This window comes from Paracoccaceae bacterium Fryx2 (assembly GCA_032334235.1).
Classification (GTDB): domain Bacteria; phylum Pseudomonadota; class Alphaproteobacteria; order Rhodobacterales; family Rhodobacteraceae; genus JAVSGI01.
Window position 1 is genome coordinate 574,200 of record JAVSGI010000005.1, and the last position, 25,201, is coordinate 599,400.

A 25,201-nucleotide genomic window follows, 5' to 3' on the forward strand; every position below is an offset into this window, starting at 1 on the left:
ATGGAACTGACCTTGGCATCCTTCTGGCAACTGGTGCGCCACACCCTGCAAAAGCCGCGTCAGGCGGCAAGCTATGTGATGTCGCTGGGCGTGCCGATGGCCGCCCGCTGGGCCGGCATGTGGCTGATGGCGGCGGCGTCCGCGCTGATCATGTTCGTCAGCTTCAGCCTGATGCCGATTTCCCTGCCGCCGATGGTTGCGGCCATCGTGGCCAACCCGCTGCAACTGGCGGCGGTGCAGGTGGCGGGCCTGATCGGCACTGTGCTGGCGATCCATTTCTTCGGGCGGCTGTTCGGTGGCACCGGCAGTCTGGCCGATGCGCTGCTGCTGGTGGTCTGGTTGCAGGTCATCCTGCTGGGAATGCAGCTGGTGCAGCTGGCGACCGACATCCTGCTGCCGCCGCTGGCCGGGGTGGTCGCGATCATGAGCATGTTGCTGTCGCCATGGCTGCTGACCAATTTCGTGGCCGAATTGCACGGTTTCCGGTCGCTGTTCCTGGTGTTTCTCGGCATCATCGCGGCCACCTTCCTGTTGATGGTCGGGCTGGCCTTCCTTATGGCGCTGGTGATGGCGCCGGGCCAGGTGGGGATATGACCGATGTATGACGTTGCAGCGGTTCGCCGCGATTTCCCCATCCTGTCGCGACAGGTCAACGGCAAGCCGCTGGTCTATCTGGACAATGGCGCTTCGGCGCAGAAGCCGCAGGTGGTAATAGATGCGGTGACGCAGGCGTATTCGATGGAATATGCCAACGTTCACCGTGGCTTGCACTACCTTTCCAACCTTGCGACCGACAGGTTCGAAGCGGTGCGCGGCACGGTCGCGCGCTTTCTGAACGCCCCGTCCGAGGATCACATCGTCTTCACCTCGGGCACCACCGAGGGCATCAACCTGGTGGCCTATGCCTGGGCCGCGCCGCGCCTGCAACCGGGCGACGAGATCGTGCTGTCGATCATGGAGCATCACGCAAACATCGTGCCCTGGCATTTCCTGCGCGAACGGCAGGGCGTGGTGCTGAAATGGGTCGAGGTCGATGCCAACGGCGATCTGGACCCGCAGGCGGTGCTGGATGCCATCGGGCCGCGCACGCGGCTGGTGGCCATCACCCAGATGTCGAACGTGCTGGGCACCGTGGTCGATGTCGCGGCCATCTGTGCGGGCGCGCATGACAGGGGCGTGCCGGTGCTGGTCGATGGCAGCCAGGGGGCGGTGCACATGGCGGTGGACGTGGCGGCGATGGGCTGCGACTTCTATGCCATCACCGGACACAAGCTATACGGGCCAAGCGGTTCCGGGGCGATCTTCATCCGCCCGGAACGGATGGCCGAAATGCGCCCCTTCCTTGGCGGCGGCGACATGATCCGCGAGGTCACGCGCGACACCGTGACCTACAACGACCCGCCGATGAAGTTCGAGGCGGGCACGCCGGGCATCGTGCAGCAGATCGGCATGGGCGTCGCGCTCGACTACATGATGGGCCTGGGCATGGACAACATCGCGGCCCATGAGCGCAGCCTTCGCGATTACGCCCGCGCCCGGCTGGACGGGCTGAAATGGCTGTCGGTTCAGGGCCGGTCGGCGGGCAAGGGCGCGATCTTTTCCTTCACGCTCGACGGGGCGGCACACGCGCACGACATCTCGACCGTGCTGGACAAGAAGGGCGTTGCGGTGCGGGCGGGCACCCATTGCGCCATGCCGCTGATGGCGCACATGGGGGTCGGCGCCACCTGCCGCGCCTCGTTCGGTCTATACAACACCACCGCCGAGGTCGACGTGCTGATCGACGCGCTGGAACTTTGCCACGACCTGTTCGGCTGACCGCCCGCACCGGGAGAAACCCGCGCATTTGCCGTTGCGGTGTGCCCGGCCATTGGCTATAGACCGCGACAGGCACCCGTAGCTCAGCTGGATAGAGCGCTGCCCTCCGAAGGCAGAGGCCACACGTTCGAATCGTGTCGGGTGCACCAGACATCAATCGTTCGACGGACCGCCGACCCTCGCGGGGCGGGCGGTCTGTTCAACCCGGAGCGTCTGTCGGGCGGCGGCGAACTGCGTCGGCCGCGTTGCGTCGGCAAGGCGCCGGGTCCGGGATTCACGCCCTTTTCCCAATTATGAATCTATGATCTTGTAATCCTGACACTGGTTCCGGGCCTGCAGGGGCCGGCCGCAGAAAGCGCAGGGCGACAGATGAACGACGTGGACCAATCGGGCGCGCGCCCGGATTTCCTGTCAGGCGGCGGCGAGATGGCGGCCCTGGTGCGGGCCTTCGACTGGTCGGCCACCAGCCTCGGCCCGCTTGCGGACTGGCCGGTGGAGGTCAAGTCCGTCGTCGCCATGATGATGCGCTCGCCGCTGCCGATGGTCGCGCTGTTCGGTGAAGTCGGCACCATGATCTACAACGACAGCTATTCCGACTTTGCCGGGGCGCGCCATCCCAGGCTTCTGGGGTCCGAGGTGCGCAAGGGCTGGCCCGAGGTGGCGGATTTCAACGATCATGTGATCCGGACCGTCTATTGCGCGGGCCAGACCCTGTCGTTCAAGGATCAGGGGCGGAATGCCGGTGCCGGTGTCGGTCACCGACAGCATGACATACTGGCCGGGTGTCACGTCGAAGGTCGTCTGGGCATAGGTATCGTCGAGACAGGCGTTGCCGACCTCGATCGTCAGGCTGCCCTGCCCCTCCATCGCATCGCGGGCGTTGATCGCCAGGTTGAGCAGCGCATTCTCGACATTGCCCGGATCGACGAGGGTGTTCCACAAGCCGCCCGCCACGACGGTCTCGACCTCGATGGCCTCGCCAAGCGCGCGCCGCAGGATCTCGTCCATGCTGCGGACCAGCCTGCCAAGGTTGACCACCTTGGGTGCCAGCGGCTGGCGCCGCGCGAAGGCCAGCAGTTGCGAGGCAAGCCGGGCACCGCCGGTCACCGCCTCCATCGCGTTGGAGATGCGGCGCTCGGCCTTTTCGTTGCCGGCGATTTCCCGCATCAGCAGTTGCAGGTTGCCGCTGATCACCTGCAACAGGTTGTTGAAGTCATGCGCGACGCCGCCGGTCAGCTGCCCGATCGCCTCCAGCTTCTGCACCTGGCGCAGCGTGGCCTGGCTGCTGGCCAGCGCGGCGGCGGCTATACCCGCGAGGCCCTGGCGCGGAAAGTGCGCCAGCAACTTGCGGGCGCGGCGCCAGGGGGGGCTGTCGAGCCTAGGCCGGTTGCGCCCAAGCCTGCCGGGCTGACGCTGCTCTTGTGCGAGGATGACGTTCTGATCCGCATGGCGACGGCGGACATGCTGGAAGACCTCGGCCACCGGGTGATCGCCACCGGCACGGCAAGGTCGGCGCTCGATGCCCTGTCGAAAGATGAAATCGACATCCTGATCACCGACATCGGCCTGCCCGACATGCCCGGCACCAGCCTCGCCGCCCTTGCGCGCACGCAGTTCCCCGGGCTTGCGGTGATCTTTGCCACGGGACACGCCAAGGTCGAGGGCTTCCCGCCCGACGATTCGACCGGGATCGTGCAGAAACCCTACGACAGCAGCTTTCTGGCGGAGGTGATCGCAACCCTGCGGCGGGGGCAGGGCCCGGGCGCGTGAAACGCAATCCGCACCGGTCCGCCTTGCGCCGGGCCGGTGCGGTGTCAGGCTTCGGGTCGCAGGTCAGGCTGCCTTGGAAACCGCCGCCTTGTTGACAGAGCCATCCGCGAGCTTGACCAGCGCGGTGTCGGTCGCGGTTTCTTCCGCAAGCGTTTCCTGCAGCAGCATCGCCGCCTCTTTCATCCCGAGCACCTTTGCCCAGCCGTTCAGCGCGCGGTAGCGGGCGATTTCGTAATGTTCCACCGCCTGCGCCGCCGCGATCAGCCCCGCGTCGAGCGCGGGCGAGCCTTCGAAGGATGCCATCACTTCTTCGCCTTCCTCGAGGATGCCGTCGATCGCCGGGCAGGTCTTGCCCTGCGCGCGCTTGCCGATCAGTTCGAACACCTGCTGGAGGCGCTCGATCTGGCCGTCGGTTTCCATGCGGTGCTTCTCGAACGCCGCCCCCAGTTCGGCAGATTGCGCGGCCCGGGCCATCTTGGGCAGGGCCTTGAGGATCTTGCGCTCGGCATACAGGATGTCTCGCAGGGTGTCGTGGAACAGGTCTTCGATCGATCTGGTTTTCATGGGTTGCTCCGTCCATTGCCGTTTCGGGCCATTGTCGCCGTTTCGGGCCGTTGCCGTTTCGGAAGCCGGCCGAAACCGGTCCGGATGCTGAACCAGCCGGCCCTGCAAATGTTCCGGCCGCCGCGCGATTGTCTCCTGCCACCCCGGACGGCCGCGCCGGATCGGCAGGGTCTTGCCGCGCCACCGCAAGATGCGGCCCGCGCAGGGAACCTTAGCCTTCGGACCGGGTTCAGGTGTCACATCGCTCATCAGGCTGCACGGCCCTTGTTCCGGGACAGGTTCATGAAAATCCACATCGGTTTCGACATTGTCATCGAACGGCGTTTTGCCACCACCGTCTTGCTGGCCCTGCTGCCGCGCCCCGAGGAAGAATGGCGCATCGAGGCCTCTGGCGGCATCCGGCTTTCTCCGGACAGCCCGGCCCGGCCGTTCTCCGACGCTTTCGGGAACCGCCGTGTGCGGGTGGCCGAAGGCGTCGGACCGATGCGCCTGCAATGGGAGGCGATGGTCCATGACGACGGGCAGCCCGATGCCGTCGACCCCCTGGCGCTGCCCACGCCGATCTTCGATCTGCCGCAGGAGACGCTGCAGTATCTGGCCCCCAGCCGCTACTGCCAGTCCGATCTGCTGACGCCGGATGCGTGGGCGCTGTTCGGCCATGTGCCCGACGGCTGGGCGCGGGTGCAGGCGGTCTGCGATTTCGTGCACCGGCACATCACCTTCGGCTACGGCCACGCGGACATGAGCAAGACCGCGCTCGACGTGTTTCGCGATGGCCGTGGCGTGTGCCGCGACTTTGCGCATCTGACGATTGCCTTCTGCCGCGCGCTGAACCTGCCCGCCCGCTATGTCAGCGGCTACCTTGGCGACATCGGCGTGCCCCATGGCGGGCCGGGCGACTTCTGCGCCTGGGTCGAGGTCTTCATCGGCGGCGCATGGCGCACCATCGATGCGCGCTACAACATGCCCCGCATCGGCCGGGTTGCGATGGTGCATGGCCGCGACGCGGTGGATGTGCCGATGCTCACCTCGTTCGGGGCGATGGACCTGAGCCATTTCAGCGTGTGGTGCGACGAGGTGATCGAAAATGAAGAAAGCGGCGCCGGTCGCCGCTTCGCCGCGCAATGAAGGCCCGGTGCGCGGCCCGTTGTCCTGCCGCCCGCCGCACACGCCAGGGAACAAACTGCCCCCCGACAGGTTGATCCCTGCGCAGTGCGCCCCCGCCGCGCGATGCGCCCCTCCGAAGGGCCCCCCCGACGCCCTCTCCGCCGTGAAAGGCCAACCCATGAAGAAGCCTCCCCAACCGTCCGATCTGACCGACCTGATCTCTGCCCAGGGCGCCGGCGGAGAAATCCATCAGCACGCCGGAGAGTCGGACGAGCGTCTGACCACCGCGCAGGGCGTGGTGATCGCGGACAACCAGAACTCGCTGCGCGTCGGCGCGCCCGGCCCGACGCTGCTGGAGGACTTCGTCCTGCGCGAGAAGATTTTCCATTTCGACCATGAGCGCATCCCGGAGCGCGTCGTCCATGCCCGTGGCTACGGTGCGCACGGCACGTTCGAATGCAGCCGCGCGCTGACCGATGTGACCCGCGCCGCCCCCTTTGCCATGGTCGGCAAGCAGACCGAGGTCTTCGTGCGGTTTTCGACCGTGGTCGGCAGCAAGGGCTCGCCCGACCTGCCGCGCGACGTGCGCGGCTTTGCGGTGAAATTCTACACCGACGAGGGCAACTGGGATCTGGTCGGCAACAACATCCCGGTGTTCTTCATCCAGGACGCGATCAAGTTCCCCGATCTGGTTCACGCCGTGAAGCCAGAGCCGGACCGCGATTTTCCGCAGGCGGCCAGCGCGCATGACAACTTCTGGGATTTCATCTCGCTGACGCCCGAATCGATGCACATGATCATGTGGGTCATGTCCGACCGCGCCATTCCACGCTCTTTCACCACGATGGAAGGCTTCGGGGTCCACACCTTCCGCTTCGTGAATGCGGCAGGCGGGTCGACCTTCGTCAAGTTCCACTGGAAGCCGAAGATGGGCCTGCAATCGGTGGTATGGGACGAGGCGCTGAAGACCAACGGCGCCGACCCCGACCGCCACCGCCGCGACCTGTGGGACGCGATCGACCGGGGCGATTTTCCGGCGTGGGATCTGGGCGTGCAGCTGTTCGACCAGGCCTTTGCCGACAGCTTTGCCTTCGACGTGCTCGACCCGACCAAGCTCATACCGGAAGAGGACTGCCCGGTGGAAATCGTCGGCACCCTGACGCTGGACCGCGCGGTGGACAACTTCTTTGCCGAAACCGAACAGGTGGCGTTCTGCACCCAGAACGTCGTGCCGGGGATCGATTTCAGCGATGACCCACTGCTGCAGGGGCGCAACTTCTCCTATCTCGACACGCAGTTGAAACGGCTTGGGTCGCCCAACTTCACCAGGATTCCGGTCAATGCGCCGAAGGGCTGCCCCGTCCACAACTACCAGCAGGACGGCCACATGCAGACCAGTGCCCGCAAGGGCCGGGTGAACTATGAACCAAACGGCTGGGGCGAGGGGCCGCGCGCGCATCCGCTGGAAGGCTATGTCAGCTTCAAGGCCCCGGTGACCGGCGAAAAGGCGCGGCTGCGACCGGAAAGCTTTGCCGACCACTACAGCCAGGCGCGCCAGTTCTACACCAGCCAGACGCCGGTGGAACAGGGCCACATCCGCGCGGCCATCGTGTTCGAGCTGTCGAAATGCGCCGAACCCGGCATTCGTGCCCGGATCGTGTCGCACCTGCTGAACATCGACGACGCCCTTGCCCAGGATGTGGCCGACCGTCTGGGCCTGACCGCGATGCCGGCACCCGCCCCCGCCGCGCAGCCGACCCGGATGGACCTGCCACCGTCGGATGCGCTGAGCATCCAGCTCAACCCGCCCGCAAGCTTCAAGGGCCGGACGATCGGTGTTCTGGCCAGCGACGGCATCGACGCGGGGCTGCTGGCGGAACTGCGCGAGGCGACTGCCGAGGCGGGCGTGGTGATGAAGATCATCGCACCGAAGATCGGCGGCGTCACCGACAGCGACGGCACCCTTCATCCGGCCGACGAACGGCTGGGCGGTGCGCCCTCGGTGCTGTTCGATGCGGTGGCGATCCTGCCGGGGGACGACATGCTTGCCACCAGCAAGCCCGCGCAGGACTTCCTGTCGGATGCCTACGCGCATTGCAAGTTCATCGGCTGCAATGACGCAAGCAACGCGCTGTTCGACGCCTGCGGGCTGGCAGAGGCGGACGACAAGGGGCTGTGGGTGCTGAGCACCTCGACCTCGATCCAGGCATTCCTGACCGCCTGCACCGCGCTGCGGTTCTGGCCGCGCGAGGCGACCCTGAGCACCTGAAAGCAGAGGCCGCGCGGGCACGTCCCGCGCGGCCGTTCCGTCTGAATGCCCCATGGTCTTGAGTCCGGTCGCGCGCGGCCGGACCCGGGCGATCCCCCTTCCCGCGATCCAGAAAGACCCCATGTTCAACCAAGTTCGACGAGCCGTCACGAGGGCCACGAAGCTGTCCCGCGCGGGCAAGCTGATTGCCGCCACACTGGTGATGCGCGACGCCGTCGCGGCCAGCGTAAAACCACCGCGCAAGAAGCGGGCGGCCGTGCCCAAGCCGCGCAAGGCCACGACCGCCAAGGCAAGGGCATTGCCTGCACCGGCCAAACCGCGTGCGACTCTGGGCGAAACCGTGCGCCGCATCTCGGCAGGCGGAATGCCCGCCATTGCCGCCAAGACGGCGACCAAGGCGGCGGTGGCGCGGGGGGCGTCATTCCGGCTGGGCAGCTTTTCCGGCGAGTCCGGCAAGCGCAGCTACAAGCTTTACATTCCGGCGCGACCGGCCGGGGCGGCGGGGCAGGGCGCCCTGATGCCGCTGGTGGTGATGCTGCACGGCTGCACCCAGACGCCCGACGATTTCGCCACCGGAACCGGGATGAACCGGCTGGCCGATGCGCAGGGATTCATGGTGGTGTATCCGGCGCAGCCGAGGGGAGCGAACAACAACCGGTGCTGGAACTGGTTCAAGCCCGCCGATCAGGGACGCGATCAGGGCGAACCCGCGCTGATTGCGGGCATCACGCGCAAGATTCTGCACGACCATCCTGCCGACCCGAAGCGGGTCTATGTCGCGGGCCTGTCGGCGGGCGGAGCCGCGGCCGCCATCCTGGCCCATGCCTACCCCGACCTGTTCGCGGCGGCCGGCGTGCATTCGGGTGTGCCGATCGGCGCGGCGGGCGATGCGACACAGGCGTTCCTGGCAATGCGGGCCGGGTCGCCGGGCAGCAGACTCGGCGTGGCGATGCCGACGATCATCTTTCACGGCGATGCCGACAGCGTGGTGCATCCGCGCAACGGCCGCGCGCTGGCGGCCCGGTCGCTGGCAACCTTTCCCCGGCTGAAGGAAACGGTCCGGCCGGGTCGCAGGGCGGATGGCCGCGCCTTCAGCCAGACCACGCACAGCGCGGCCAGCGGCAAGTCCTTTTGCGAATACTGGGCGGTGCAGGATGCGGGCCACGCCTGGTCGGGCGGTGCGGCAGCGGGCAGCTTCACCGACCCGGCCGGCCCCGACGCCTCGGGCGAGATGCTCCGGTTCTTCCTGCAGCATCGGCTGGGCCAGAAGGTCTGATTGCGAACAAGCGTTCGGTAACCGCTTCCGGGCGCAAGGCCGGCCATGCGGCTTGGCCCGCCATCCCGCTTCGCCTGACCCGTCACCGGTCGCCTCAACCGGGTCGCGCGCACCCGATTGCAAGAAAGGCGGGAACATGGCGCGGACAAGACGGTTGTTCGGGTGTCGTCAATCATGCAGCAGCCAAATGAACCGATACCCTGCCCTTTCCCGGAACACGTCGCTGAACGGAACGCTGGCGCGTGGGCTCGCATTGGCCATGGTGGCCGGCCTTGCCGTGGTGCCCCTGTTCACCGCCATCGCTGCGGCGGCGGTTCTGGTGGCCCAGTCGGTGCTGGCGCTGGTGTGCAACGGACACCAGTTCCGCAAGACCGCTGCCGCGCCCCGGGCGACCCGGCCGGGGGCGATGGCGGCCTCGGGCATCAAGCTGTCGGTGCATGTGCCCGCGCACAAGGAACCGGCCCCGGTGCTGATCGCCACCCTTGCCAGCCTGCGGCACCAGCCCGGCGCCCCGCCGCACGAGATCGTCGTGATTGTCAACAACACCTCCGATCCCGCCCTCTGGCAGCCGGTGCAGGCGTGGTGCGCCGGGGCGGGCCCTCAGTTCCGCTTTCTGCGGCGCGACGGCGTGACGGGGGCGAAGGCCGGGGCGCTGAACATCGCGCTGGCCGCCACCGACCCCGCCACCAGCCATGTCGTGGTCGTGGATGCCGACTATCAGGTAACCCCCGGTTTCCTCGCCACCGTTGCTTCCGAACTGGCCAGGACGAAAGCCGACTTCATCCAGTTTCCGCAAGCCTACCGCCACCTGACCCCCGCCACCGAGGGCCTGTCGTTCGAGCTTGCCGACTATTTCAACCGCCATGCCCGCGCCGCCAACCTTGCCCATGCCATGCTGCTGACCGGCACGCTGAGCGTGATCAGCCGCCCGGCCCTGACCGCGGTCGGCGGCTGGCCCGGCGAAAGCTGCACCGAAGACGCCGCCCTTGGCTGCGGCCTGATCGCCGCAGGATACACGGGCGTCTTCATCGACCGGGTGGTCGGGCGCGGCCTGATGCCGCTGGATCTGGCGGGCCTGCACACCCAACGCCACCGCTGGGCGGCCGGCAATGCGCGGGTGCTGGTTGCGACGGCGTGGCGCTGGACCGCGGCCGGCCGACGGGCGGCATCGCCGCTGCACAGGTCGCTGGTGGTGTCGCAGCTTGCGGCATGGCTCAATCTTGGCGCTCTGGCCTGTGCGCTGCTGGTTGCGGGGCTGGTGCAGACCGGGCTGGGCCTGTCGCCCGCGCAAGGCTTTGACGCGCCCGCGGCCACCATCACCCTTTCGGTCGGCACTCTTGCGCTGATCCTGTGCGGGGCGGTGGTGCCGCTGCTGCGGCCGGATGATCTGCGCACCCGCTGGCCGGTGCGGTTCGGGGCGCTGCTGTCGCGCGTGGCTATGCTGCCGGTGTCGGCCGGCGCCACCCTGTCGGGGCTTTCGACGCGGCCACAGGCCTTTCGCGTGACGCCCAAGCATGTCGTCCGGTCACGCAGGGACCGGGTCAACGTGCCGCTGTTGGTGGCAGGGATTGCCGCCGTCCTGGTCATGGCGCTGGGGCTTTGGCAGCGGGACGGGGCGGCGGTCTGCGCCGGGGCGCTGTTGCTGCTGCCGCCGGCCTGCGCCCGGTTCCCGCGCCGGTCGCTGGCAACCTATGCCGAAACTGTCGCCGCGAAGGAGCGTTGAGATGGATATGCCGGTCTGCATCGTGATTCCCACCTTCAACCGCGCGCACTGCATCGCGCAGGCGGTCACGGCGGCGCTGGACCAGTCGCACCCCGATGCGGTGGTGCTGGTGGTGGACGACGGCTCCACCGATGCCACGGCGGCGGTGCTGGCGCGGTTCCTGGATCATCCGCGACTGTGCTACCTGCGTCTTGCCGCCAACCTTGGCACGGCGGGCGCCAAGAATGCGGGCATCCTGCTGGCCGGCGACCGGGCGGTAACCTTCCACGATTCCGACGACATTCCGCACCGTGACAAGGTGCTGCGCCAGTCGCGGGTGCTGAATGCGAAGGACATCGCGGCCGACCCCCACCTGAACTGGGCACTGGCGCACCAGGTGGCGGGCAGCACCCTGCGGATGGGCGCGGTGCTGACCCATCATGATCTGGTGCTGCCAGACGGGCGGCGGGTCGAGATCCGCCGCGCCATCTCGCTGATCGACGATGTGTTCCCGAACCTGCAACTGGGGCCGACGGTGCCCGGCGACTGGATGCATGTCAATTCCGGCCTGTTCCACCCCGAGGTGTTCCGCCGTCTTGGCGGGTTCTCCGACTGCATCGAGGAAGACCGCGAGTTCCGCAACCGTCTGATCCTTGGCGGCGAGATCGTCCGGGTGATCGACGAGATCCTGCTGACCAAGATCGAAACGCCGGATTCGCTGACCCAGTCGCCCGCGACCGACTATCAAAGCGCCCGGCGGGCCGCAGACCGCCTGCGCGTCTGGCAGAAGGTCGATCACTGGCTGCTGACCCGCGAGGTGACCCCCGAGCCGATCGACCTGCCGGGGCTGGAGTTCACCGCGATCTCGCGCCCCGACCTTCTTGCTCCGTCGGGTGCCCTTGCCACCCCGGCAACCCGTCACCGGCTGGCCGCGATGTTCGGCGCCGAGATGCGGCGGGCAGGCTGATGCGGACGGAATTGCGCTTCATCGACCCCTGCGCGCCGCACGCCTATGCCCGGGATGCCGACCTCCGCGGTCTGGGCGGCACCGAGGCGACGCTGCTGCGCATCGCCGTCGCCCTTGCCGGGAACGGCGCGGTGACGGTGGAACAGGCGGCGCGGCACAGCCCGGCCATGCGCGGCGAGATCGCCTTCCTGCCGATGGATCTGACCCGGCAGGCGGGCAGCACGATCATCGTCATCAACTCGTGGAAGGTGGCGCTGATCTGCGCCCGCCGCAACCCCGGCGCCCGGATCTGGGTCTGGCAGCATGTGTTTCCCGGCAGGCACAACCGGGTTCTGGCGCCCGACATGGCGGCGGCGGGGATCGGGATCATCTGCGTCTCGGAAAGCCATGCCGCGATGGTGCGGGCCCTTCTGGGCGGGCAGGTGGAGGTTCTGGCGATTCCCAACCCTATTGCCGACGACCTGCACCCCGATGCCACGCCGCGCGACCCCGACCTGCTGTTCTTCGCCAGTTCGCCGCACAAGGGGCTGGATCAGGTGCTGGCGGCCTTTGCCACCCTGCGCGAAACGCTGCCCGGCCTGCGGCTGGAACTGGCCGACCCCGGCTATCTGGTCTGCGACAGCGGGGTCATGCCGCCCGGCGTGGTGGTGCTTGGCACGCTGAGCCGCGCAGAGGTCATTGCCCGGATGCGCAGGGCGCTCTGCCTGTTCTATCCGCAGTGGCGGTTCGAGGAAACCTTCGGGCTGGTGATTGCCGAGGCGAATGCCGTGGGTTGCCCCGCGCTGGTGCACCGCGGCCTCGGCGCGAATGACGAGGTGACATGGGACGCCTCGCAACGGATCGACGCCACCAGCCCGCACCAGATCGCCGCCCGGATCGCCGCATGGCGCAGCGCCCCGCCGCTTGTCTCGCTCTGGCCGCGGTTCCGGTTCTCGGCGGTGCTGGCGCAGTGGGTGGCGCTGCTGGCGCCGGGTGCGTCGGCATCCCCTTTCGCGTCTGCGCCCGCAAGACCGGCGCCCGCCCGTCATCTGTCGGAGGCCAGCGCATGACCCGGACCGCAGCACCGCTGCCGACCCGTTGCACGATGACCCGCTTCGGCACCGAGGCCGGGTGGGAGGCCGCCATCGTCATCCCCGCCAGGGACGAAGACCGGCGCATCACGCGCTGTCTGGCGGCGGCGGCCCGGGCGATCGACCATGGCCTGCGCGAGGCCGGCATCGTCGTCGTCGTCAACAACAGCCGCGACGGCACGGCTTCCCGCGTCGCGGACTGGGCCGCGCTGCATCCGTCGCACGCGCTGGTCCTGCTCGATTGCGAATTCGGCGAAAGCCATGCAGGCGTCGGGGCCTCGCGGCGGCTGGGGCTCGATCTGGCGTGCCGGACGGTCGCGCCCGACGGCGTCTTGCTGACCACCGACGCGGATACCTGCGTCCACCCCGACTGGGTCGCGCAGAACCTGGCCGAATTGCAGGGCGCCGACCTGATCTGCGGCACCGTGCTGGGCGACCCCGACGAGGCCGCCCTGCTGCCGAAGGAAATCGCGGCGCATGGCAGCGCCGAGGGCGACTATGTGGCGGCGTCGGTTGCCCTTGCCGCCATGCTAGACCCGCTGGCGCATGATCCGGACCCGGCGCATCACAATCCGGCCGGCGCCAGCCTGGCCTTTCCGCGCCGCGTCTACACGGCGGTCGGCGGAATGCCGGTGATGCGGGTTGGCGAGGACCGCGCCTTTGCCGAAGCGGTCGAGGCGATGGACTTCCGGTTGCGCTTTTCGCGGCGGGCGATCGTGGAAACCTCGTGCCGCATGACCGGGCGCACCGATGGCGGGATGGCGGGGGCGCTGCGTTCCCGCGCCCGCGATGCCGATCCGTTTGCCGATGAATGGCTGGAACCGGCGGCCACCTTTGCCCTGCGCCACAGCCTGCGCGGCAGGTTGCGCGACGCCTGGCCCAACTTGCGCGCGCTGCGCGACGGGCTTGCCGCGCTGCTGGGCGACGCCGAGGCCGACCGTCTGGCAGAGGCGGCCCGGCCGCGCCAGTTCGGCATGTTCTTCGCCGGAATCGAGGCATCTGCCCCGGCGCTTGCCCGTGTCCGCCTGCGCCTGAGCGATTGCCGCCGCGAACTGCCGCGCCTGCGGGCGCTTCTGTCGGCGGCCCGCGAGGCCCGCATCCGATACCCGGCGGCGGCGCAACCCGTGTTGCGTCCTGCCAGAACCTGCGGTGGCTCATGACCCTTTCCCCCCCGACCGACGGCAAGCTGATGGAAACGGCGGTGTTGCAGGGCATCCGCGAACGTGCGGCTGCCGCCGACCGGGGCGAGGCCACGCTGGCGGCCGACCTTTCGGCGCTTCATGCGGCGGGGATGCTGGCGGCGGTGGTCGGACACACTTCGGTCGGCGGCGATACCCTGGCCGGCGCGCGGCTGCTGCGCCGGATCGGCCGGGTCAGCCTGCCGGTCGGCAGGATCGTCGAGGGCCATGCCAATGCGCTGCGGCTGATCGGGCTTTACGGCAGCCATGGCCAACGCCGTCAGGCGGCCGATGCCACCGCCCTTGGCGCGGTCTTCGGGGTCTGGGGGGCAGAGGGCAAGGAGCCCGTGGTGATCGCCGGAACCTCGGGGGCGCAGGTCACGCTGCGCGGCGCCAAGCACTTCTGTTCCGGGCTGGGCCTGCTGACCCATGCCGTGGTGCCGGTGCAGACCGGGGATGGCCCGCAGCTGCTGCTGGCCGACGTGCGCGACCCGGCGCGTGCCGATGCCTCGGTCTGGCAGGTCAGCGGGATGCGGGCCACCGCATCGGGGCGCTATGATCTGACCGGGGTTGCCGCGCAAAGGCTGGGCTCCCCGGGCGACTACCTGCGCGAGCCGCATTTCGAGGGCGGAATCTGGCGCTACTGCGCGCTGCACTGCGGCGGGCTGGAGGCGCTGGCCGAAGCGGTGCGCCAGCACATCCTGGCCCGCGGGCAGGGCGGCGATTCCGATCAGACCGGGCGGCTGGCGCAGCTGGTGATCCTGTGCCATGGCGCGCGGCTCTGGGTCGAGGCGGCCGCTCTGGCGGTCGAAAGCGGTCGCAACGTGGCCGCGGCGGTGGCGCAGGGGCTGCTGGCCCGCGAAGCGGTCGAGCAGGCCTGTCTGTCGGGCATGGCGCTGGCCGAACGCGCGCTCGGCACCGCCGCCTTCGGGGCCTCGGGCGAGGCGGACCGCGTGCGGCGCGATCTGGCGTTCTTCCTGCGGCAGGCCAATCTGGATGGCAAGCGCGCGGCGGCGGTGCGGCACCTGCTGGCCGACCCGGCAATGATCGGAGACATGTGGTGAGAACGCCCGTCCTGATGGCCGCGCAAGATGCGCCCGAGGTGTCGCTGGACGACCTGTCGGGCGGGGGCGACGTGGTCGTTCTGGCGCCGCATCCCGATGACGAGACGCTGGGCTGCGGCGGGGCCATCGCCGCGCTGGCCGCACGGGGCCGGCGCTGCCAGGTGATCGTCGTGACCGACGGGGCCCGTTCGCATCCGGCATCGCGGGCCTGGCCCGGCGAGCGTCTGGCCCGGCTGCGAGCCGACGAGGTTCGCCGGGCGGTGACGATCCTGACCGGCGGTCGCGGCCCCGCGCCGATCCTGCTGGGCTATCCCGACGGCGCCGCCCCGGATGGTGACGCCGCCGCCGAGGCAGCCGCGGTCGCCATCCTGCCGCTGATCAGCCCGTCGACCACGGCGCTCTGGTCAACCTGGGCGGGCGATCCGCATCACGATCATGGCCGCACCGCCCGCATCGCAGCACGGATCTGCCGGCACCGGCCGGACCTTTTGCCTTGGTCCTATCCAATCTGGGGCCGCTTCACCGATGCTGCGGACGGCTTCGACCCCAAGTCCCTGATGCAGTTTGCCACAGCCCCCTGGCAGGCCCGCAAGGCCGGGGCGGTCGCCGCCCATGCGTCGCAGATGACCGGGCTGATCAGCGACGATCCGGGCGGTTTCCGCATGATCGACGCGCATCAGCACCATTTCATCACCGCCCCCGAACTGTTCCTGAAAGGGCTTTAGCCATGCCGAATGCAGCGATCCATTTCGACTCCCTCTACCGCGCCAACCCCGACCCCTGGGACTACCAGACCAGCGCCTACGAGGCGCGCAAGTATGATGCGACCCTCGGGGCGCTGACCCGCCCCCGCTATCCCTCCGCGCTGGAGGCCGGGTGTTCGATCGGCGTGCTCAGCGCCCGCCTCGCCGCCCGCTGCGATCGTCTGGTCGCGGTCGATTTCTCGGCCCGGGCCGTCGCACGGGCGGCGGACCGGCTGGCGCCGTTTTCGGGCGCCGCAGCGATGCGCGCGACCCTGCCGCAGGATTGGCCGGTCGGCAGCTATGACCTGATCATGCTGTCCGAAATGATCTATTACCTGTCGTCCCAGGACATCGTGACCCTTGCGGCACGGGTGGCCCGCGATGCGCTGCCGGGGGCCGAATGCGTGCTGGTGCACTGGCAGGGCAATACCCAGACCGAGATCAGACCCGATGCCGCCCGCCACCTGTTCTGCCAGTCGCTTGCCGCCCTGCGGGAATTCGTCATCACCGATCATCCGACCACCGGCGAATACAACCACCGCACGCTTCTGTTCGCGCAGGCATAGCCGCCCGGCCTCAGCCGGAAACGGCTGTGGCGTTCAGCCCGACAGCCCGGTCAGCCGATACAGCCAGGTTTCCGAGACCGGCCGGCCATGCTGCCGGATGACCGCGCTCAGTTCCGCCAGATCGTCCTGCGGCTCTACCAGGAACGACAGCCGCAGGCCGCCGATCCCGCTGTTGAGGCCAAGCGCAACGGCGTGGACCCTGGCACCCCGCGCCGTGACCTCGGGCGCGAAAGCCTGGATGTCGCCGGCGGCGAAAGCGGTTCCGGGCGGTCTTTCGTCGGCGCTGCGGGCAAAATCGACCACGATCTGGCGCCATCCCCGACCGTTGGACCCCGATTGGCTGGTCACCGCCTGCAGCAGGCCAAGCCCCGAGGCGGGCTGCTGCGACCATACGAGGTCATAGCCGAACACCGCCTGCACCCCGGCCTTCAGCGTGGCAGAGGGCCGCCAGTAGGCCACGATGTTGTCGTGGTATTCACTGTCCGTCGGAATCTCGATCAGTTCGACCCGGCCCTGCGGCCATTCCGCATGGGGTTCCACCCAGCAGCTCGGGCGCAGGTGATAGTCGGCGCCCATGTCCTGATACATGGTCCAGTCGCGCGCCCGTTGCGACAGCCCGAAGCCGCTGACCCTGCCATCCGCCCCCGGTCCGAAAGAAGACACCTGCAGTCGCGCGGGGTTGGCCAGCGGCCGCCACTGCCATTCGCCGCTTTCGGTGCAGATCGACAGACCGTCGGAATCGTGGACCCGCTGGCGGTAATCGTCCACGGCGCGCCGTTCCAGCGGCGCATACCAGTACATCGAGGTCAGCGGCGCAAGCCCGAGATGATCAAGATCGACCCGCGGAAAAAGCGTCACGTTGACGCCCATCCGCGTGGCTTTCGGCGCGCCTTCGGGGGCGTCGATGCCGGTGCGGACGGTGAACATGTAGGCGCCCGTGACCGACGGGCCGTCAAGCAGCGCATGGATGATGATCTCGCGCGCCGCGTAATCGGGACGTTCCACCCAAAGCTCGGTGAAGGCGGGAAACTCCTCGCCCGCCGGATCGGCGGTCCGCACGGCCAGCCCGCGCGCCGACAGGCCATAGGCGCTGCCTGCGGCCAGCGCGCGGAAGTAGCTGGCCCCCTGAAACACCAGAAACTCGCGCGCTACCGTGGTGTCGCCAAGATGCCCCAGAATGCGCGCGCCGGAAAAGCCGATGTCACCCGCCGTGACAGGCGGTGGCGACATGCCGAAGAAGCTGAACAGCGACGGATCATAGGCAAGGGGCCGGATCACGCCATCCTCGACGGCATTCAGCACCATGTCTCCGGTCTGGATATAGCCGCGATGCATCGGCTGCATCTCGAAGCCGGACGGGTTGTCGCGCCAAAGCCCGCGATGGTTGTTGAACTCGATGCGCCGGTATCCGTCATAGTCCAGCGCCTCGAGCCCCGGCGGCAGCGACCGGCTCCGGGCGAGGAATGGCGCGCGGGAGAGGGCCTCGGCCCGGGCGGTGACCATGGTGCGCAGGTCGGCCGTGGCGCTTGTGGCCCGGGCTTGCACCCGCTCCGGCAGGGCGGTGAAGGCGGCCGCTGTCAGGCCCCGGGCCGCGACGCCCGCTGAAAGTCCGGCGAGAAATGAACGCCTCATCATGATCGAATGTCCCGGTCACCCCGTGCGCCCCCGGATGACCCGTGCGCACCGGGAGAAACGGCTGTTCCGCCGATTGGTTCCAGCCTGGCCGAAATTGCCGCAGGCAGCGGTCAATCGCGACGCCATTTCAGCCCGCCGACGTTATTCCGGGAACATTTGGCGTTTCCGGGAGTCTTTCCTGCATCACATAACGGAGGACCATCCTGTGAAACACATCCTTTTGACGACCGCGCTCGTCGCTTTCGCCACCGTTCCGGCATTTGCGCAGACCGCCGCCCCGGCTGAAGGCCAGACAGCGCCCGCACCGGCAGAAATGGCTGCCACCGGCGGCGGGATGACCGACGGCAACGTCTACATCACCCAGTCCGGCGAGGCTACGGTGTTCGGCAGCGAGTTCATCGGCAAGAGCGTCTATGTGACCGAAAGCTCCGGCTGGGGCACGTCGATCGATGCGGTGCCCGCCGACTGGGACAACATCGCCAAGGTCCAGGACATCCTGATGACGGCAGACGGCGAGATCCGGGGCGTGCTGGTCGATGTCGGCGGCTTTCTGGGCCTTGGCGCGCGGTCGGTCGCGCTCGACATGAAGGCGCTCGATATCGTCTATGACCGCACGGCGGACGATTTCTATGTCGTGTTCACCTCGAATCGCGAAGCACTGGAAGGCGCCCCCGCCTATGATCAGGCTGCCGATACCGCCGGGCGCCGCGACCGCTGGGACATGCCGCGCAACACCGGCACCGCGGGCCAGGCGGCCAGCGGCGGTCTGTCCGACGTTCAGCCGGGCGATCCGGCACCCCAGGGCGGCTTGTCCGACAACCAGCCGCCGGTTGTGGCCGACAACGGCCAGACCGGCGCCGCCAGCACCCCGATGGCGGCTGACGGCAACGGCGTCACGATCGCGCCGATGGACGGCTATGCCGATGCCGACCGTGCCGTGCTGACGGCCGAAGACGTGCAGGACGCCAACGTCTATGATGCCAACAATGCCGACATCGCCTCGGTGTCCGAGGTGCTGCTGACGGCCGACGGTCAGATCGACCGGGTGATCATCGATGTGGGCGGGTTTCTTGGCATGGGTGCAAAGCCCGTCGCCATTCCCTTTGCAGACCTTACCCTGTGGCAGAACGCCGACCAGAATGATCTGCGGATTTACCTTCCGATGACGCGCGAACAGATGGAAGCCCTGCCGACCCACGAAAGCTGACCGGCACCCGCCAGAGGCTGAAACTGCGGCCCGCTCCTTTCGAGGAGCGGGCCTTTTTCATTCCGAACCCCTCACGGCTGGGGATCGCCAGCATCCTCTGCCGCGACCGGCGGGCCCTTGGCCCCGGCGGCCGCCAGCGCCTGTTGCAGGTTGAGCGCGGCATCGGCAATGCCCGCGGGCACGGGTTCTGCCGCGATGGCTTTCAGCAGCGCCGCCGCCAGGGCCCGAAGATCGGCGTCGGGCGTTTCGGGGTGGTCATTGGCGTGGTCCGATGCGGGCATTCCGCCTCCTGTAAGGTAGATGGCCGGTCACGGCACAGGCCGCGACGGAACCAGAACGGTCAGGCTTACGTTGACCCGTGCAGCAGTCAGGATTGGTGGCGACCGGATGGATCAGATGACCGACAACCCGGTAATCCCGGACGTGATGAAAGTGGTTCCCGCCCTTCGCATCTATGCCAGGTCTCTTTGCCGCAATGCCGCAGACGCCGACGACCTGGTTCAGGATACTCTGGTGAAAGCGTTGGCGAACATACACAGATTCGTTCCCGGCACCAACCTGCGTGCGTGGCTGTTTACCATAATGCGCAACACTTTCCTGACAAGAATCAAAAAGCAGAAACGCGAGCCGACCGGGGATGCAGACTGCGTCTCGGGGCTCAGGTCGGTGGAGCCGACACAGGAATGGACCGTGTTCGGACGCCAGCTGATGGCCGCCGTCGATCGCCTGCCCGCGCAATACCGCGAGATGATCATCCTGGTGGTGATGCTGGGAGAGAGCTATCAGGACGCGGCTGAGTTGTGCGGCTGCGCCGTCGGCACGGTGAAAAGCCGCGTCAACCGCGCACGCGGCCTGCTGATCGAGGATCTGGGCGCCGACGCCCTGTGACGGCGCCCGCGTGTCGCGCGCGAACCAAAGAGCTACAGGATCGGGCGCTGTTCCTCGCGGTGGTCGGCCTGCCCTGCCGCGCGGGCGAGCCTGTCGGGGTCGGGCACGGACAGGCGCCCACCCGACCAGTTCGCCAGCCCTTCTGCGCGCAGTCGTGCCACCGTCTTGTTGGTGTGGACCAGCGACAGGCCCAGCGCATCGGCCATGTCCTGCTGGCGATAGGGCAGCGGAACCGAGCCATCGCGCATGAGGCCCACCGCCGACAACTTGCGATACATCCGCAGCAACGCCCAGGACAGGCGCTCCATCGCGTCGCGCTGGCCGAGGGTGGCAATCGTCTCGCCCAGGAAATGCTCTTCTACCGCGGCGATCCAGGTCAGGTCGTAGGCCCGTTCCGCCTGATCGCGAAAGACTTCCCAAAGGCGCGCGCGCTCGAAGGTGCACAGCACCATCGGCGTCGTCGCCTGGACGGTATGCTTCATCTCGCCCATCAGGCTTGACTGCAACCCGATGAAATCACCGGGAAACACGAAGTTGATCACCTGCCGCCGACCATCCGGCAGCAGCATCGAACGCGTGCCGAGGCCCGACAGGACGGTATAGAGCAGGGGCGAGCGTTCGCCCTCGTGCAGCACGATGCCGTTGCGGTCGACCTGCGTCTCGGCGCTCTTGAAGCTGCGCATGAAGGCCAGATCTTCCGGGGAGAAGGGTATGAACAGCGGCATTTTCCGCAGCGGGCAGTTGGCGCAGTCCGTCATCAGCTTCGACATTTTTTCTTTCCCGCTATGTCACAGTTGAATGCGCCGCCGCGCCTCGCATGGCAAGGATTGGTTTGCGAGTTTGTGGGGATAAGCAATGTTCCAGCGTATCTATCTGATTGTCGAGGCAATGGGCCCCGTGGCCGAAGACCTGCGGATGAGCATCGAGGAAGTCGATGACTCTGCCGCAAGTCTGGTGGCCAGAACGCCCGACGCCGCGCTGGCGCTGGTCGGCGACAACCGGATATCGGTCGCGTTCGTACATGCCGATCCGGCGCGCTTTGCCGCCACGGCGCTGGAGCCGGTGCTTGCCGCACAGGGCACGCGGATCATCTTCATGGGCAATGCCGCCGAAGAAAGCAGGGCGCCGGGCCGACTGATCATGCAGCGCCCGTTCTCGTCCGAAACGGTTGCCGAGATCGTGCGTCCGCTTCTGCAATCGCGGGTGGCCTGAACGCGGGTCGCACAGGGCGTGACGCCCGGCTGGCGGGCCTGCTTCTGAAACGGAACGCCGCGCGGACCCTGTCTGCGCGGCGTTCCTGCATGAAACGCGGGCGCCGTCAGCCCACCAGGGATTCGGTGGAGGCAAAGAACATCGCCTGGCTGACCGCCGAGCAGACCTGATCCTCGGTGAAGGGCTTGGTGATCAGGAAGGCCGGTTCGGGCCGTTCGCCCGACAGGAAACGCTCGGGGAAGGCGGTGATGAAGATCACCGGAATGCCGGGAAAGCGGGCGAGGATGTCGTTCACGGCGTCGATGCCGGACGAACTGTCGGCCAGATGGATGTCGGCGAGGATGAGGTCCGGCCGGTCGCGCATCGCCAGTTTGACCGCCTCGTCGCGGGTGCGGGCGGTTCCGGTCACGCGGTGGCCGATGCCCTTGACGATATCGACGATGTCCATCGCGATGATCGCGTCATCCTCGATCACCATCACCCGGCCTTCGACCGAATCTTCCATTTCGCGCAGGGCGGCGGCAATCAGGAGGCCCACGTCGTCGGTGGTCCGGTCGATGATCGCGGCGATGTCGTCGGGCGAGAAGCCTTCGATCACATGCAGCAGAAGCGCCTCGCGCGACTGCGGCGTAAGGTGCATCATGTGCGACTGCGCACTGGCCGACAGACGGTTGTCGGGGTCGCCCAGGGGTGCGCCGACGCTTTGCCACACCAGGTGAAAGGCGCGAAACAGCGCGACCTTGGGGGAAACATCGGCATCAAGCGCCTGCTCGTCGTGCAGGATCGCCTCGAGCGTGGCCGCCGCATACCTGTCACCGCTGTCCTGGCTGCCGGTCAGGGCGCGGCCGTAGCGGCGCAGGTAGGGCAGGGCGGCGCGGATCGCGGCAGCTTTGGACGTGTGCATGGGCAGGCTCCGGTTTTTTGACATTCCCGTGGAACAAACTCTCTGGCGTCGCGTTTGGTTCCAAGACAAAGTGCGCAAGGTAGAAAATGTCGGGTGACATGACAAAGAAGATAAAGCGCGATGAAGAATCGCAGGGATCGAGACCGGCGCGCTCGGCATTGGCGAAGGAAATAGACGCGAACCTCAAGCGCGTCTATGCCGCAACGCTCAACGAAGAGGTGCCCGAACGGTTTCGCGCCCTGCTCGCGCAATTGCGGGAAAAGGAGGGCAAGCCGTGAGCGCCTCCGGCGCCGATCCGCGGGACGAAATCGTTATCCACATTCCGGCCCTGCGGGCATTCGCAATTTCCCTGACGCGCAATCCGACTGCTGCAGACGATCTGGTACAGGATACCATCGTCAAGGCCTGGAGCAAGATCGACAGGTTCACGGCCGGAACCGACCTCAGGGCCTGGCTCTTCACCATTCTGCGCAACACGTTCTTTTCCGACCGCCGCAAGGTCCGCCGCGAGGTGCCCGATCCCGACGGGCTGCACGCGGCCACGCTCAGCGTCAAGCCGGATCACGACTCGCGCATTGCCTTCAGCGAGTTTCTCAAGGCCTTCAACGTCCTGTCGCCCGAGCACCGCGAGGTGCTGATCCTGGTCGGGGCGAATGGCTATTCCTATGCCGAGGCGGCCGACATGATGGGCGTGGCCACCGGGACGGTGAAAAGCCGCGCGAACCGGGCACGGTCGCGGCTGTGCGAATTGCTGGGCATGTCCGGCACGGATGACGATCAGGCGCGGGCCGATGGCGCGACTTTTGCGGTGGTGCTTCGCTCGGGGCTGTCGTTGGCATGACGCCGGATGCGCCGCGCGGGCCGCTGCTCGGGCGCCTCGGGTTCAGATTGATGGTTGCCGTGGGGGTGGCGCTGACGCCGCTGGCGGTGGTTGCGTATTTTCAGGCCAGCGCGGTCGAGGGCGAGGCGCAGGCGCGCGCGCGGGCGGCGCTGTTCGGTGAAACGCTGCGGGCCGCGGCACCCCGGGTCGAGGCGATCACGCGGACCCGCGGGCTCGCCTCGGCGCTGGCGATGCGGCTGCCCGACGTGCTGGGCGACCCGGTTCGCTGTGGCGACGCGATGCGACAGCTTCTTGCGGCAGAGAAGAACCTGAGCTTTGCCGGGTTCATCGACACCGAAGGCCGGATGACCTGCACCTCAAACGGCGGGTCGGCCGATTTTTCGGAAAGCCCGCGCTTCAAGGCGCTTCTGGCCGACCCGAAAGAGACGATGACCGTCAACCCGCGCGGACCGATGAGCGGGGTATCGGTGCTGTTGGTCACCAACCCGGTCCGCGACCCGGCCGGAGGTCTGCTTGGCTTCCTGTCGCTGTCGATGCCGCATCAGGAGATGCAGCCGATCGCCGGCGGCGGCAGGGGCATCGATCATCTGCCGCTGGATCTGGTGACGTTCAACGGCGAAGGCGTGCCGCTGACCACGACGCTCGATCTTGCCACGGTGGAGACGCGCCTGCCGGTCGGCCGGCCGCTGGCCTCGCTGACGGGCGGGGTGCCGCTGATCTTCAACGGCACCATCGGCAGCGGGGCCGATCGCCTGTTCGCCGTGGTGCCGATCGTGCCGGAGGTGCTTTACGTTCTCAGTTCCTGGGCGCCGATCACCTCGCAGACCATGACCTTTGACGGGCTGGTGCCGCTCTGGGCCTTTCCGGCCGCGATGTGGCTGGCCAGCCTGCTGGTGGCCTGGCTCGCGGCCGAACGGCAGACAATGCGCCACATCCGCGCCCTGCGCCGGTCGATCACGGCCTTTGCCGACGGCAACCGGATGGTGAAGCCGCCGTCAATGCTCCATGCCCCCAACGAACTGCGGGACGTGGGCGATGCCTATGAACGTCTGGTCGAAAGCGTGCTGCATGACGAGGCGAGGCTGGAAGACACCATCCACCAGAAAGAGGTGCTGCTGCGCGAGGTGCATCACCGCGTGAAGAACAACCTGCAACTCATTGCATCCATAATGAATATCCAGATGCGCAAGGCGTTTAGCCCCGAGGCCAAGCTGCTGGTGAAGGGTCTGCACGACCGGGTGATGAGCCTTGCGACCGTGCACCGCGAGCTTTACCAGACCAGCGGCCTTACCGATGTCAGCGCGGACGAGCTGCTGTCCACCATCGTGGCGCAGGTGTTGCGGATGGGCAGCGCCCCCGACCGCCAGATCGAGACCTCGGCCAGTTTCGACCCGATCCGGCTGACACCCGACCAGGCGGTGCCGCTGTCGCTGATCCTGACCGAGGCGCTGACCAACGTGCTGAAACATGCGGGCAAGGATGCCGACGGCCGGATCCGGCTTTCGGTGACGCTGCGCAGCGGCGGCGAAGGGCGCGCCATCCTGCGGGTGTCGAACAGCCTGCGCGACCTGCCGTCGAACGCCACGCCCGTGCCGGACATGGACAGCACCAACCTCGGCGAGCAGCTTCTGGCCGCCTTTGCGACGCAGCTTGGCGGCGACCTGTCCTTCACGCGCGCCGATGGCCAGTTCATCGTGACGCTCGATTTTCCGCTGCGGTCGCTGACCGAAGGCGAAGACCGCTTCACCGACGGCTGACCCCGGCCCGGCCGCACCGCCAGGCCCGGGGTCGGGGCGCTCTGGCTGCGCCGGGGCACGGCACCACCGGGGCAGCGTGGCACCGGCGAACGCCTGCCGGGCAAGCCCTCCGCCCCCCTTGGACCAGGGAACTTTTCGTGCCTGCCTGCGTTTTGTCGGCGATCCCGGGCCGAATGCACGCCCCGGGCCATGCAAGATGGAGACGACTCTGATGGCAGACATCGAAGACGACATGGCGAAACTTCTGACCCAGGTGGTCGATGCCGAAGACGGCTACCGCGAGGGCGCCGAACTTGCCAAGACGCCGGACATGAAGGCCATGTTCGAGACACTGCGCAGCACCCACGCCGATCACATCATTGGCCTGAAGGCCGAGATGCGGGCGCTCGGGCTTGCCGCAGACGACGACACCTCGGCGCTGGCCGTCGTGCACAAGGCCATCCTGAACATCCGGTCGGTCTTCTCGGGTCTGGATCACGATGTTGTGCCTGGCCTGATCGACGGCGAGCGGCGCATCATCGAATCCTATGACGACCTGATCGCCAGGGTCGGCGCGGGGCAGACCCTGCGTCAGGTTCTCGAATCCCAGCGCAACGCGCTGAACGAGCGGATCGCGAACCTTCAGGCATTCGGTCAGGCCGGATAACCGCCCGAGGGCACAAC

26 protein-coding genes and 1 tRNA gene are annotated in these 25,201 nt (G+C 67.7%); 21 read left to right on the plus strand and 6 right to left on the minus strand.

The features are described from left to right. The 3 genes from RNZ50_11965 to RNZ50_11975 all read left to right on the plus strand — a co-directional run bounded on the left by RNZ50_11965 (position 1) and on the right by RNZ50_11975 (position 1,967). Positions 1-594, plus strand: a complete 594-nt coding sequence (locus tag RNZ50_11965; protein ID MDT8855718.1) for a Yip1 family protein — start codon at positions 1-3, stop codon at positions 592-594. Between the two features lie 3 nt (positions 595-597). Continuing rightward, positions 598-1,818 carry a cysteine desulfurase gene (locus RNZ50_11970; protein ID MDT8855719.1) on the plus strand — a complete coding sequence of 407 codons (1,221 nt, stop codon included), beginning with the start codon at positions 598-600 and terminating at the stop codon, positions 1,816-1,818. A gap of 72 nt (positions 1,819-1,890) precedes the next feature. Next, positions 1,891-1,967: transfer RNA gene (locus tag RNZ50_11975), tRNA-Arg, on the plus strand. 262 nt (positions 1,968-2,229) lie between these two features. On the opposite strand, the gene RNZ50_11980 is transcribed toward RNZ50_11975, so the two are convergent. After that, complete coding sequence (locus tag RNZ50_11980) at positions 2,230-3,162, minus strand: histidine kinase dimerization/phospho-acceptor domain-containing protein (GenBank protein MDT8855720.1); 933 nt, start codon at positions 3,160-3,162, stop codon at positions 2,230-2,232. Here RNZ50_11980 and RNZ50_11985 point away from each other — a divergent pair. Next, positions 3,151-3,588 carry a response regulator gene (locus RNZ50_11985; protein MDT8855721.1) on the plus strand — a complete coding sequence of 146 codons (438 nt, stop codon included), beginning with the start codon at positions 3,151-3,153 and terminating at the stop codon, positions 3,586-3,588. The genes RNZ50_11980 and RNZ50_11985 overlap by 12 nt on opposite strands. 63 nt (positions 3,589-3,651) lie before the next feature. Here the strand turns inward: RNZ50_11985 and RNZ50_11990 are convergent, their stop codons facing one another. Beyond that, positions 3,652-4,152 (minus strand): ferritin-like domain-containing protein, encoded by a 501-nt coding sequence (locus RNZ50_11990; protein MDT8855722.1) that lies wholly within the window; start codon positions 4,150-4,152, stop codon positions 3,652-3,654. A gap of 282 nt (positions 4,153-4,434) precedes the next feature. Here RNZ50_11990 and RNZ50_11995 point away from each other — a divergent pair, with 282 nt between their 5' ends. The 10 genes from RNZ50_11995 to RNZ50_12040 all read left to right on the plus strand — a co-directional run bounded on the left by RNZ50_11995 (position 4,435) and on the right by RNZ50_12040 (position 16,094). Further along, positions 4,435-5,280 (plus strand): transglutaminase family protein, encoded by an 846-nt coding sequence (locus RNZ50_11995; protein MDT8855723.1) that lies wholly within the window; start codon positions 4,435-4,437, stop codon positions 5,278-5,280. Positions 5,281-5,437: 157 nt separating this feature from the next. Next, on the plus strand, positions 5,438-7,528 hold the full coding sequence (locus RNZ50_12000; GenBank protein MDT8855724.1) for a catalase: 2,091 nt from the start codon (positions 5,438-5,440) through the stop codon (positions 7,526-7,528). 121 nt (positions 7,529-7,649) lie between these two features. Then, positions 7,650-8,804 (plus strand): PHB depolymerase family esterase, encoded by a 1,155-nt coding sequence (locus RNZ50_12005; GenBank protein MDT8855725.1) that lies wholly within the window; start codon positions 7,650-7,652, stop codon positions 8,802-8,804. Between the two features lie 187 nt (positions 8,805-8,991). Beyond that, on the plus strand, positions 8,992-10,527 hold the full coding sequence (locus RNZ50_12010; protein ID MDT8855726.1) for a glycosyltransferase family 2 protein: 1,536 nt from the start codon (positions 8,992-8,994) through the stop codon (positions 10,525-10,527). 1 nt (position 10,528) lies between these two features. Beyond that, a complete protein-coding gene (locus RNZ50_12015) occupies positions 10,529-11,473 on the plus strand; it encodes a glycosyltransferase (GenBank protein ID MDT8855727.1) in 945 nt (314 codons plus the stop codon). Beyond that, positions 11,473-12,522, plus strand: a complete 1,050-nt coding sequence (locus tag RNZ50_12020; protein ID MDT8855728.1) for a glycosyltransferase — start codon at positions 11,473-11,475, stop codon at positions 12,520-12,522. Before RNZ50_12015 ends, RNZ50_12020 begins: the two co-directional genes overlap by 1 nt. Continuing rightward, positions 12,519-13,703: a glycosyltransferase family A protein gene (locus RNZ50_12025; protein ID MDT8855729.1), complete on the plus strand. Its 1,185-nt coding sequence runs from the start codon at positions 12,519-12,521 to the stop codon at positions 13,701-13,703. Before RNZ50_12020 ends, RNZ50_12025 begins: the two co-directional genes overlap by 4 nt. Then, positions 13,700-14,785 (plus strand): hypothetical protein, encoded by a 1,086-nt coding sequence (locus RNZ50_12030; GenBank protein ID MDT8855730.1) that lies wholly within the window; start codon positions 13,700-13,702, stop codon positions 14,783-14,785. Before RNZ50_12025 ends, RNZ50_12030 begins: the two co-directional genes overlap by 4 nt. After that, on the plus strand, positions 14,782-15,510 hold the full coding sequence (locus RNZ50_12035; GenBank protein MDT8855731.1) for a PIG-L deacetylase family protein: 729 nt from the start codon (positions 14,782-14,784) through the stop codon (positions 15,508-15,510). The genes RNZ50_12030 and RNZ50_12035 overlap by 4 nt, the downstream gene beginning before the upstream one ends. A gap of 2 nt (positions 15,511-15,512) precedes the next feature. Beyond that, positions 15,513-16,094, plus strand: coding sequence for an SAM-dependent methyltransferase (locus tag RNZ50_12040; protein MDT8855732.1), 582 nt, complete (start codon positions 15,513-15,515; stop codon positions 16,092-16,094). Between the two features lie 33 nt (positions 16,095-16,127). Here the strand turns inward: RNZ50_12040 and RNZ50_12045 are convergent, their stop codons facing one another. Then, positions 16,128-17,729: a glucan biosynthesis protein G gene (locus tag RNZ50_12045; GenBank protein MDT8855733.1), complete on the minus strand. Its 1,602-nt coding sequence runs from the start codon at positions 17,727-17,729 to the stop codon at positions 16,128-16,130. 205 nt (positions 17,730-17,934) lie between these two features. On the opposite strand from RNZ50_12045, the gene RNZ50_12050 reads away from it, so the two are divergent. Next, positions 17,935-18,936: a PRC-barrel domain-containing protein gene (locus tag RNZ50_12050; protein ID MDT8855734.1), complete on the plus strand. Its 1,002-nt coding sequence runs from the start codon at positions 17,935-17,937 to the stop codon at positions 18,934-18,936. Between the two features lie 71 nt (positions 18,937-19,007). Here RNZ50_12050 and RNZ50_12055 read toward each other — a convergent pair whose 3' ends face one another. Then, the gene (locus tag RNZ50_12055) at positions 19,008-19,217 is read right to left on the minus strand and encodes a hypothetical protein (protein MDT8855735.1); all 210 of its coding nucleotides are present in this window, start codon (positions 19,215-19,217) and stop codon (positions 19,008-19,010) included. 115 nt (positions 19,218-19,332) lie between these two features. Between RNZ50_12055 and RNZ50_12060 the strand changes: the two genes are divergently transcribed. Further along, entirely contained in the window at positions 19,333-19,824 is a 492-nt protein-coding gene (locus RNZ50_12060) for a sigma-70 family RNA polymerase sigma factor (GenBank protein ID MDT8855736.1), read from the plus strand. A gap of 32 nt (positions 19,825-19,856) precedes the next feature. Here the strand turns inward: RNZ50_12060 and RNZ50_12065 are convergent, their stop codons facing one another. Then, positions 19,857-20,594 carry a Crp/Fnr family transcriptional regulator gene (locus RNZ50_12065; GenBank protein MDT8855737.1) on the minus strand — a complete coding sequence of 246 codons (738 nt, stop codon included), beginning with the start codon at positions 20,592-20,594 and terminating at the stop codon, positions 19,857-19,859. 85 nt (positions 20,595-20,679) lie between these two features. Here RNZ50_12065 and RNZ50_12070 point away from each other — a divergent pair, with 85 nt between their 5' ends. Continuing rightward, positions 20,680-21,036 carry a hypothetical protein gene (locus RNZ50_12070; GenBank protein ID MDT8855738.1) on the plus strand — a complete coding sequence of 119 codons (357 nt, stop codon included), beginning with the start codon at positions 20,680-20,682 and terminating at the stop codon, positions 21,034-21,036. A gap of 106 nt (positions 21,037-21,142) precedes the next feature. Here the strand turns inward: RNZ50_12070 and RNZ50_12075 are convergent, their stop codons facing one another. Next, entirely contained in the window at positions 21,143-21,940 is a 798-nt protein-coding gene (locus RNZ50_12075; protein ID MDT8855739.1) for a response regulator, read from the minus strand. A gap of 98 nt (positions 21,941-22,038) precedes the next feature. Here RNZ50_12075 and RNZ50_12080 point away from each other — a divergent pair, with 98 nt between their 5' ends. From RNZ50_12080 to RNZ50_12095, 4 genes are all read left to right on the plus strand, one after another. After that, complete coding sequence (locus tag RNZ50_12080) at positions 22,039-22,218, plus strand: NepR family anti-sigma factor (protein MDT8855740.1); 180 nt, start codon at positions 22,039-22,041, stop codon at positions 22,216-22,218. After that, positions 22,215-22,781: an RNA polymerase sigma factor gene (locus RNZ50_12085; GenBank protein ID MDT8855741.1), complete on the plus strand. Its 567-nt coding sequence runs from the start codon at positions 22,215-22,217 to the stop codon at positions 22,779-22,781. Before RNZ50_12080 ends, RNZ50_12085 begins: the two co-directional genes overlap by 4 nt. A 50-nt stretch (positions 22,782-22,831) precedes the next feature. Beyond that, the gene (locus RNZ50_12090; protein ID MDT8855742.1) at positions 22,832-24,538 is read left to right on the plus strand and encodes a histidine kinase dimerization/phosphoacceptor domain -containing protein; all 1,707 of its coding nucleotides are present in this window, start codon (positions 22,832-22,834) and stop codon (positions 24,536-24,538) included. Between the two features lie 211 nt (positions 24,539-24,749). Next, positions 24,750-25,184 carry a PA2169 family four-helix-bundle protein gene (locus RNZ50_12095; GenBank protein MDT8855743.1) on the plus strand — a complete coding sequence of 145 codons (435 nt, stop codon included), beginning with the start codon at positions 24,750-24,752 and terminating at the stop codon, positions 25,182-25,184. Positions 25,185-25,201 lie beyond the last annotated feature (17 nt).

Coding starts and splice junctions, on each gene's coding strand:
- RNZ50_12000 (MDT8855724.1), top strand. CDS start 5,438: ATGAAGAAGCCTCCCCAACCGTCCGATCTGACCGACCTGATCTCTGCC.
- RNZ50_12030 (MDT8855730.1), top strand. CDS start 13,700: ATGACCCTTTCCCCCCCGACCGACGGCAAGCTGATGGAAACGGCGGTG.
- RNZ50_12065 (MDT8855737.1), bottom strand. CDS start 20,594: ATGTCGAAGCTGATGACGGACTGCGCCAACTGCCCGCTGCGGAAAATG.
- RNZ50_12070 (MDT8855738.1), top strand. CDS start 20,680: ATGTTCCAGCGTATCTATCTGATTGTCGAGGCAATGGGCCCCGTGGCC.
- RNZ50_12040 (MDT8855732.1), top strand. CDS start 15,513: ATGCCGAATGCAGCGATCCATTTCGACTCCCTCTACCGCGCCAACCCC.
- RNZ50_12055 (MDT8855735.1), bottom strand. CDS start 19,217: ATGCCCGCATCGGACCACGCCAATGACCACCCCGAAACGCCCGACGCC.
- RNZ50_12080 (MDT8855740.1), top strand. CDS start 22,039: ATGACAAAGAAGATAAAGCGCGATGAAGAATCGCAGGGATCGAGACCG.
- RNZ50_12075 (MDT8855739.1), bottom strand. CDS start 21,940: ATGCACACGTCCAAAGCTGCCGCGATCCGCGCCGCCCTGCCCTACCTG.
- RNZ50_12005 (MDT8855725.1), top strand. CDS start 7,650: ATGTTCAACCAAGTTCGACGAGCCGTCACGAGGGCCACGAAGCTGTCC.
- RNZ50_12060 (MDT8855736.1), top strand. CDS start 19,333: ATGACCGACAACCCGGTAATCCCGGACGTGATGAAAGTGGTTCCCGCC.
- RNZ50_12045 (MDT8855733.1), bottom strand. CDS start 17,729: ATGATGAGGCGTTCATTTCTCGCCGGACTTTCAGCGGGCGTCGCGGCC.
- RNZ50_12015 (MDT8855727.1), top strand. CDS start 10,529: ATGGATATGCCGGTCTGCATCGTGATTCCCACCTTCAACCGCGCGCAC.
- RNZ50_11990 (MDT8855722.1), bottom strand. CDS start 4,152: ATGAAAACCAGATCGATCGAAGACCTGTTCCACGACACCCTGCGAGAC.
- RNZ50_11995 (MDT8855723.1), top strand. CDS start 4,435: ATGAAAATCCACATCGGTTTCGACATTGTCATCGAACGGCGTTTTGCC.
- RNZ50_12095 (MDT8855743.1), top strand. CDS start 24,750: ATGGCAGACATCGAAGACGACATGGCGAAACTTCTGACCCAGGTGGTC.
- RNZ50_11970 (MDT8855719.1), top strand. CDS start 598: ATGTATGACGTTGCAGCGGTTCGCCGCGATTTCCCCATCCTGTCGCGA.
- RNZ50_12020 (MDT8855728.1), top strand. CDS start 11,473: ATGCGGACGGAATTGCGCTTCATCGACCCCTGCGCGCCGCACGCCTAT.
- RNZ50_11965 (MDT8855718.1), top strand. CDS start 1: ATGGAACTGACCTTGGCATCCTTCTGGCAACTGGTGCGCCACACCCTG.
- RNZ50_12090 (MDT8855742.1), top strand. CDS start 22,832: ATGGTTGCCGTGGGGGTGGCGCTGACGCCGCTGGCGGTGGTTGCGTAT.
- RNZ50_12010 (MDT8855726.1), top strand. CDS start 8,992: ATGAACCGATACCCTGCCCTTTCCCGGAACACGTCGCTGAACGGAACG.
- RNZ50_12025 (MDT8855729.1), top strand. CDS start 12,519: ATGACCCGGACCGCAGCACCGCTGCCGACCCGTTGCACGATGACCCGC.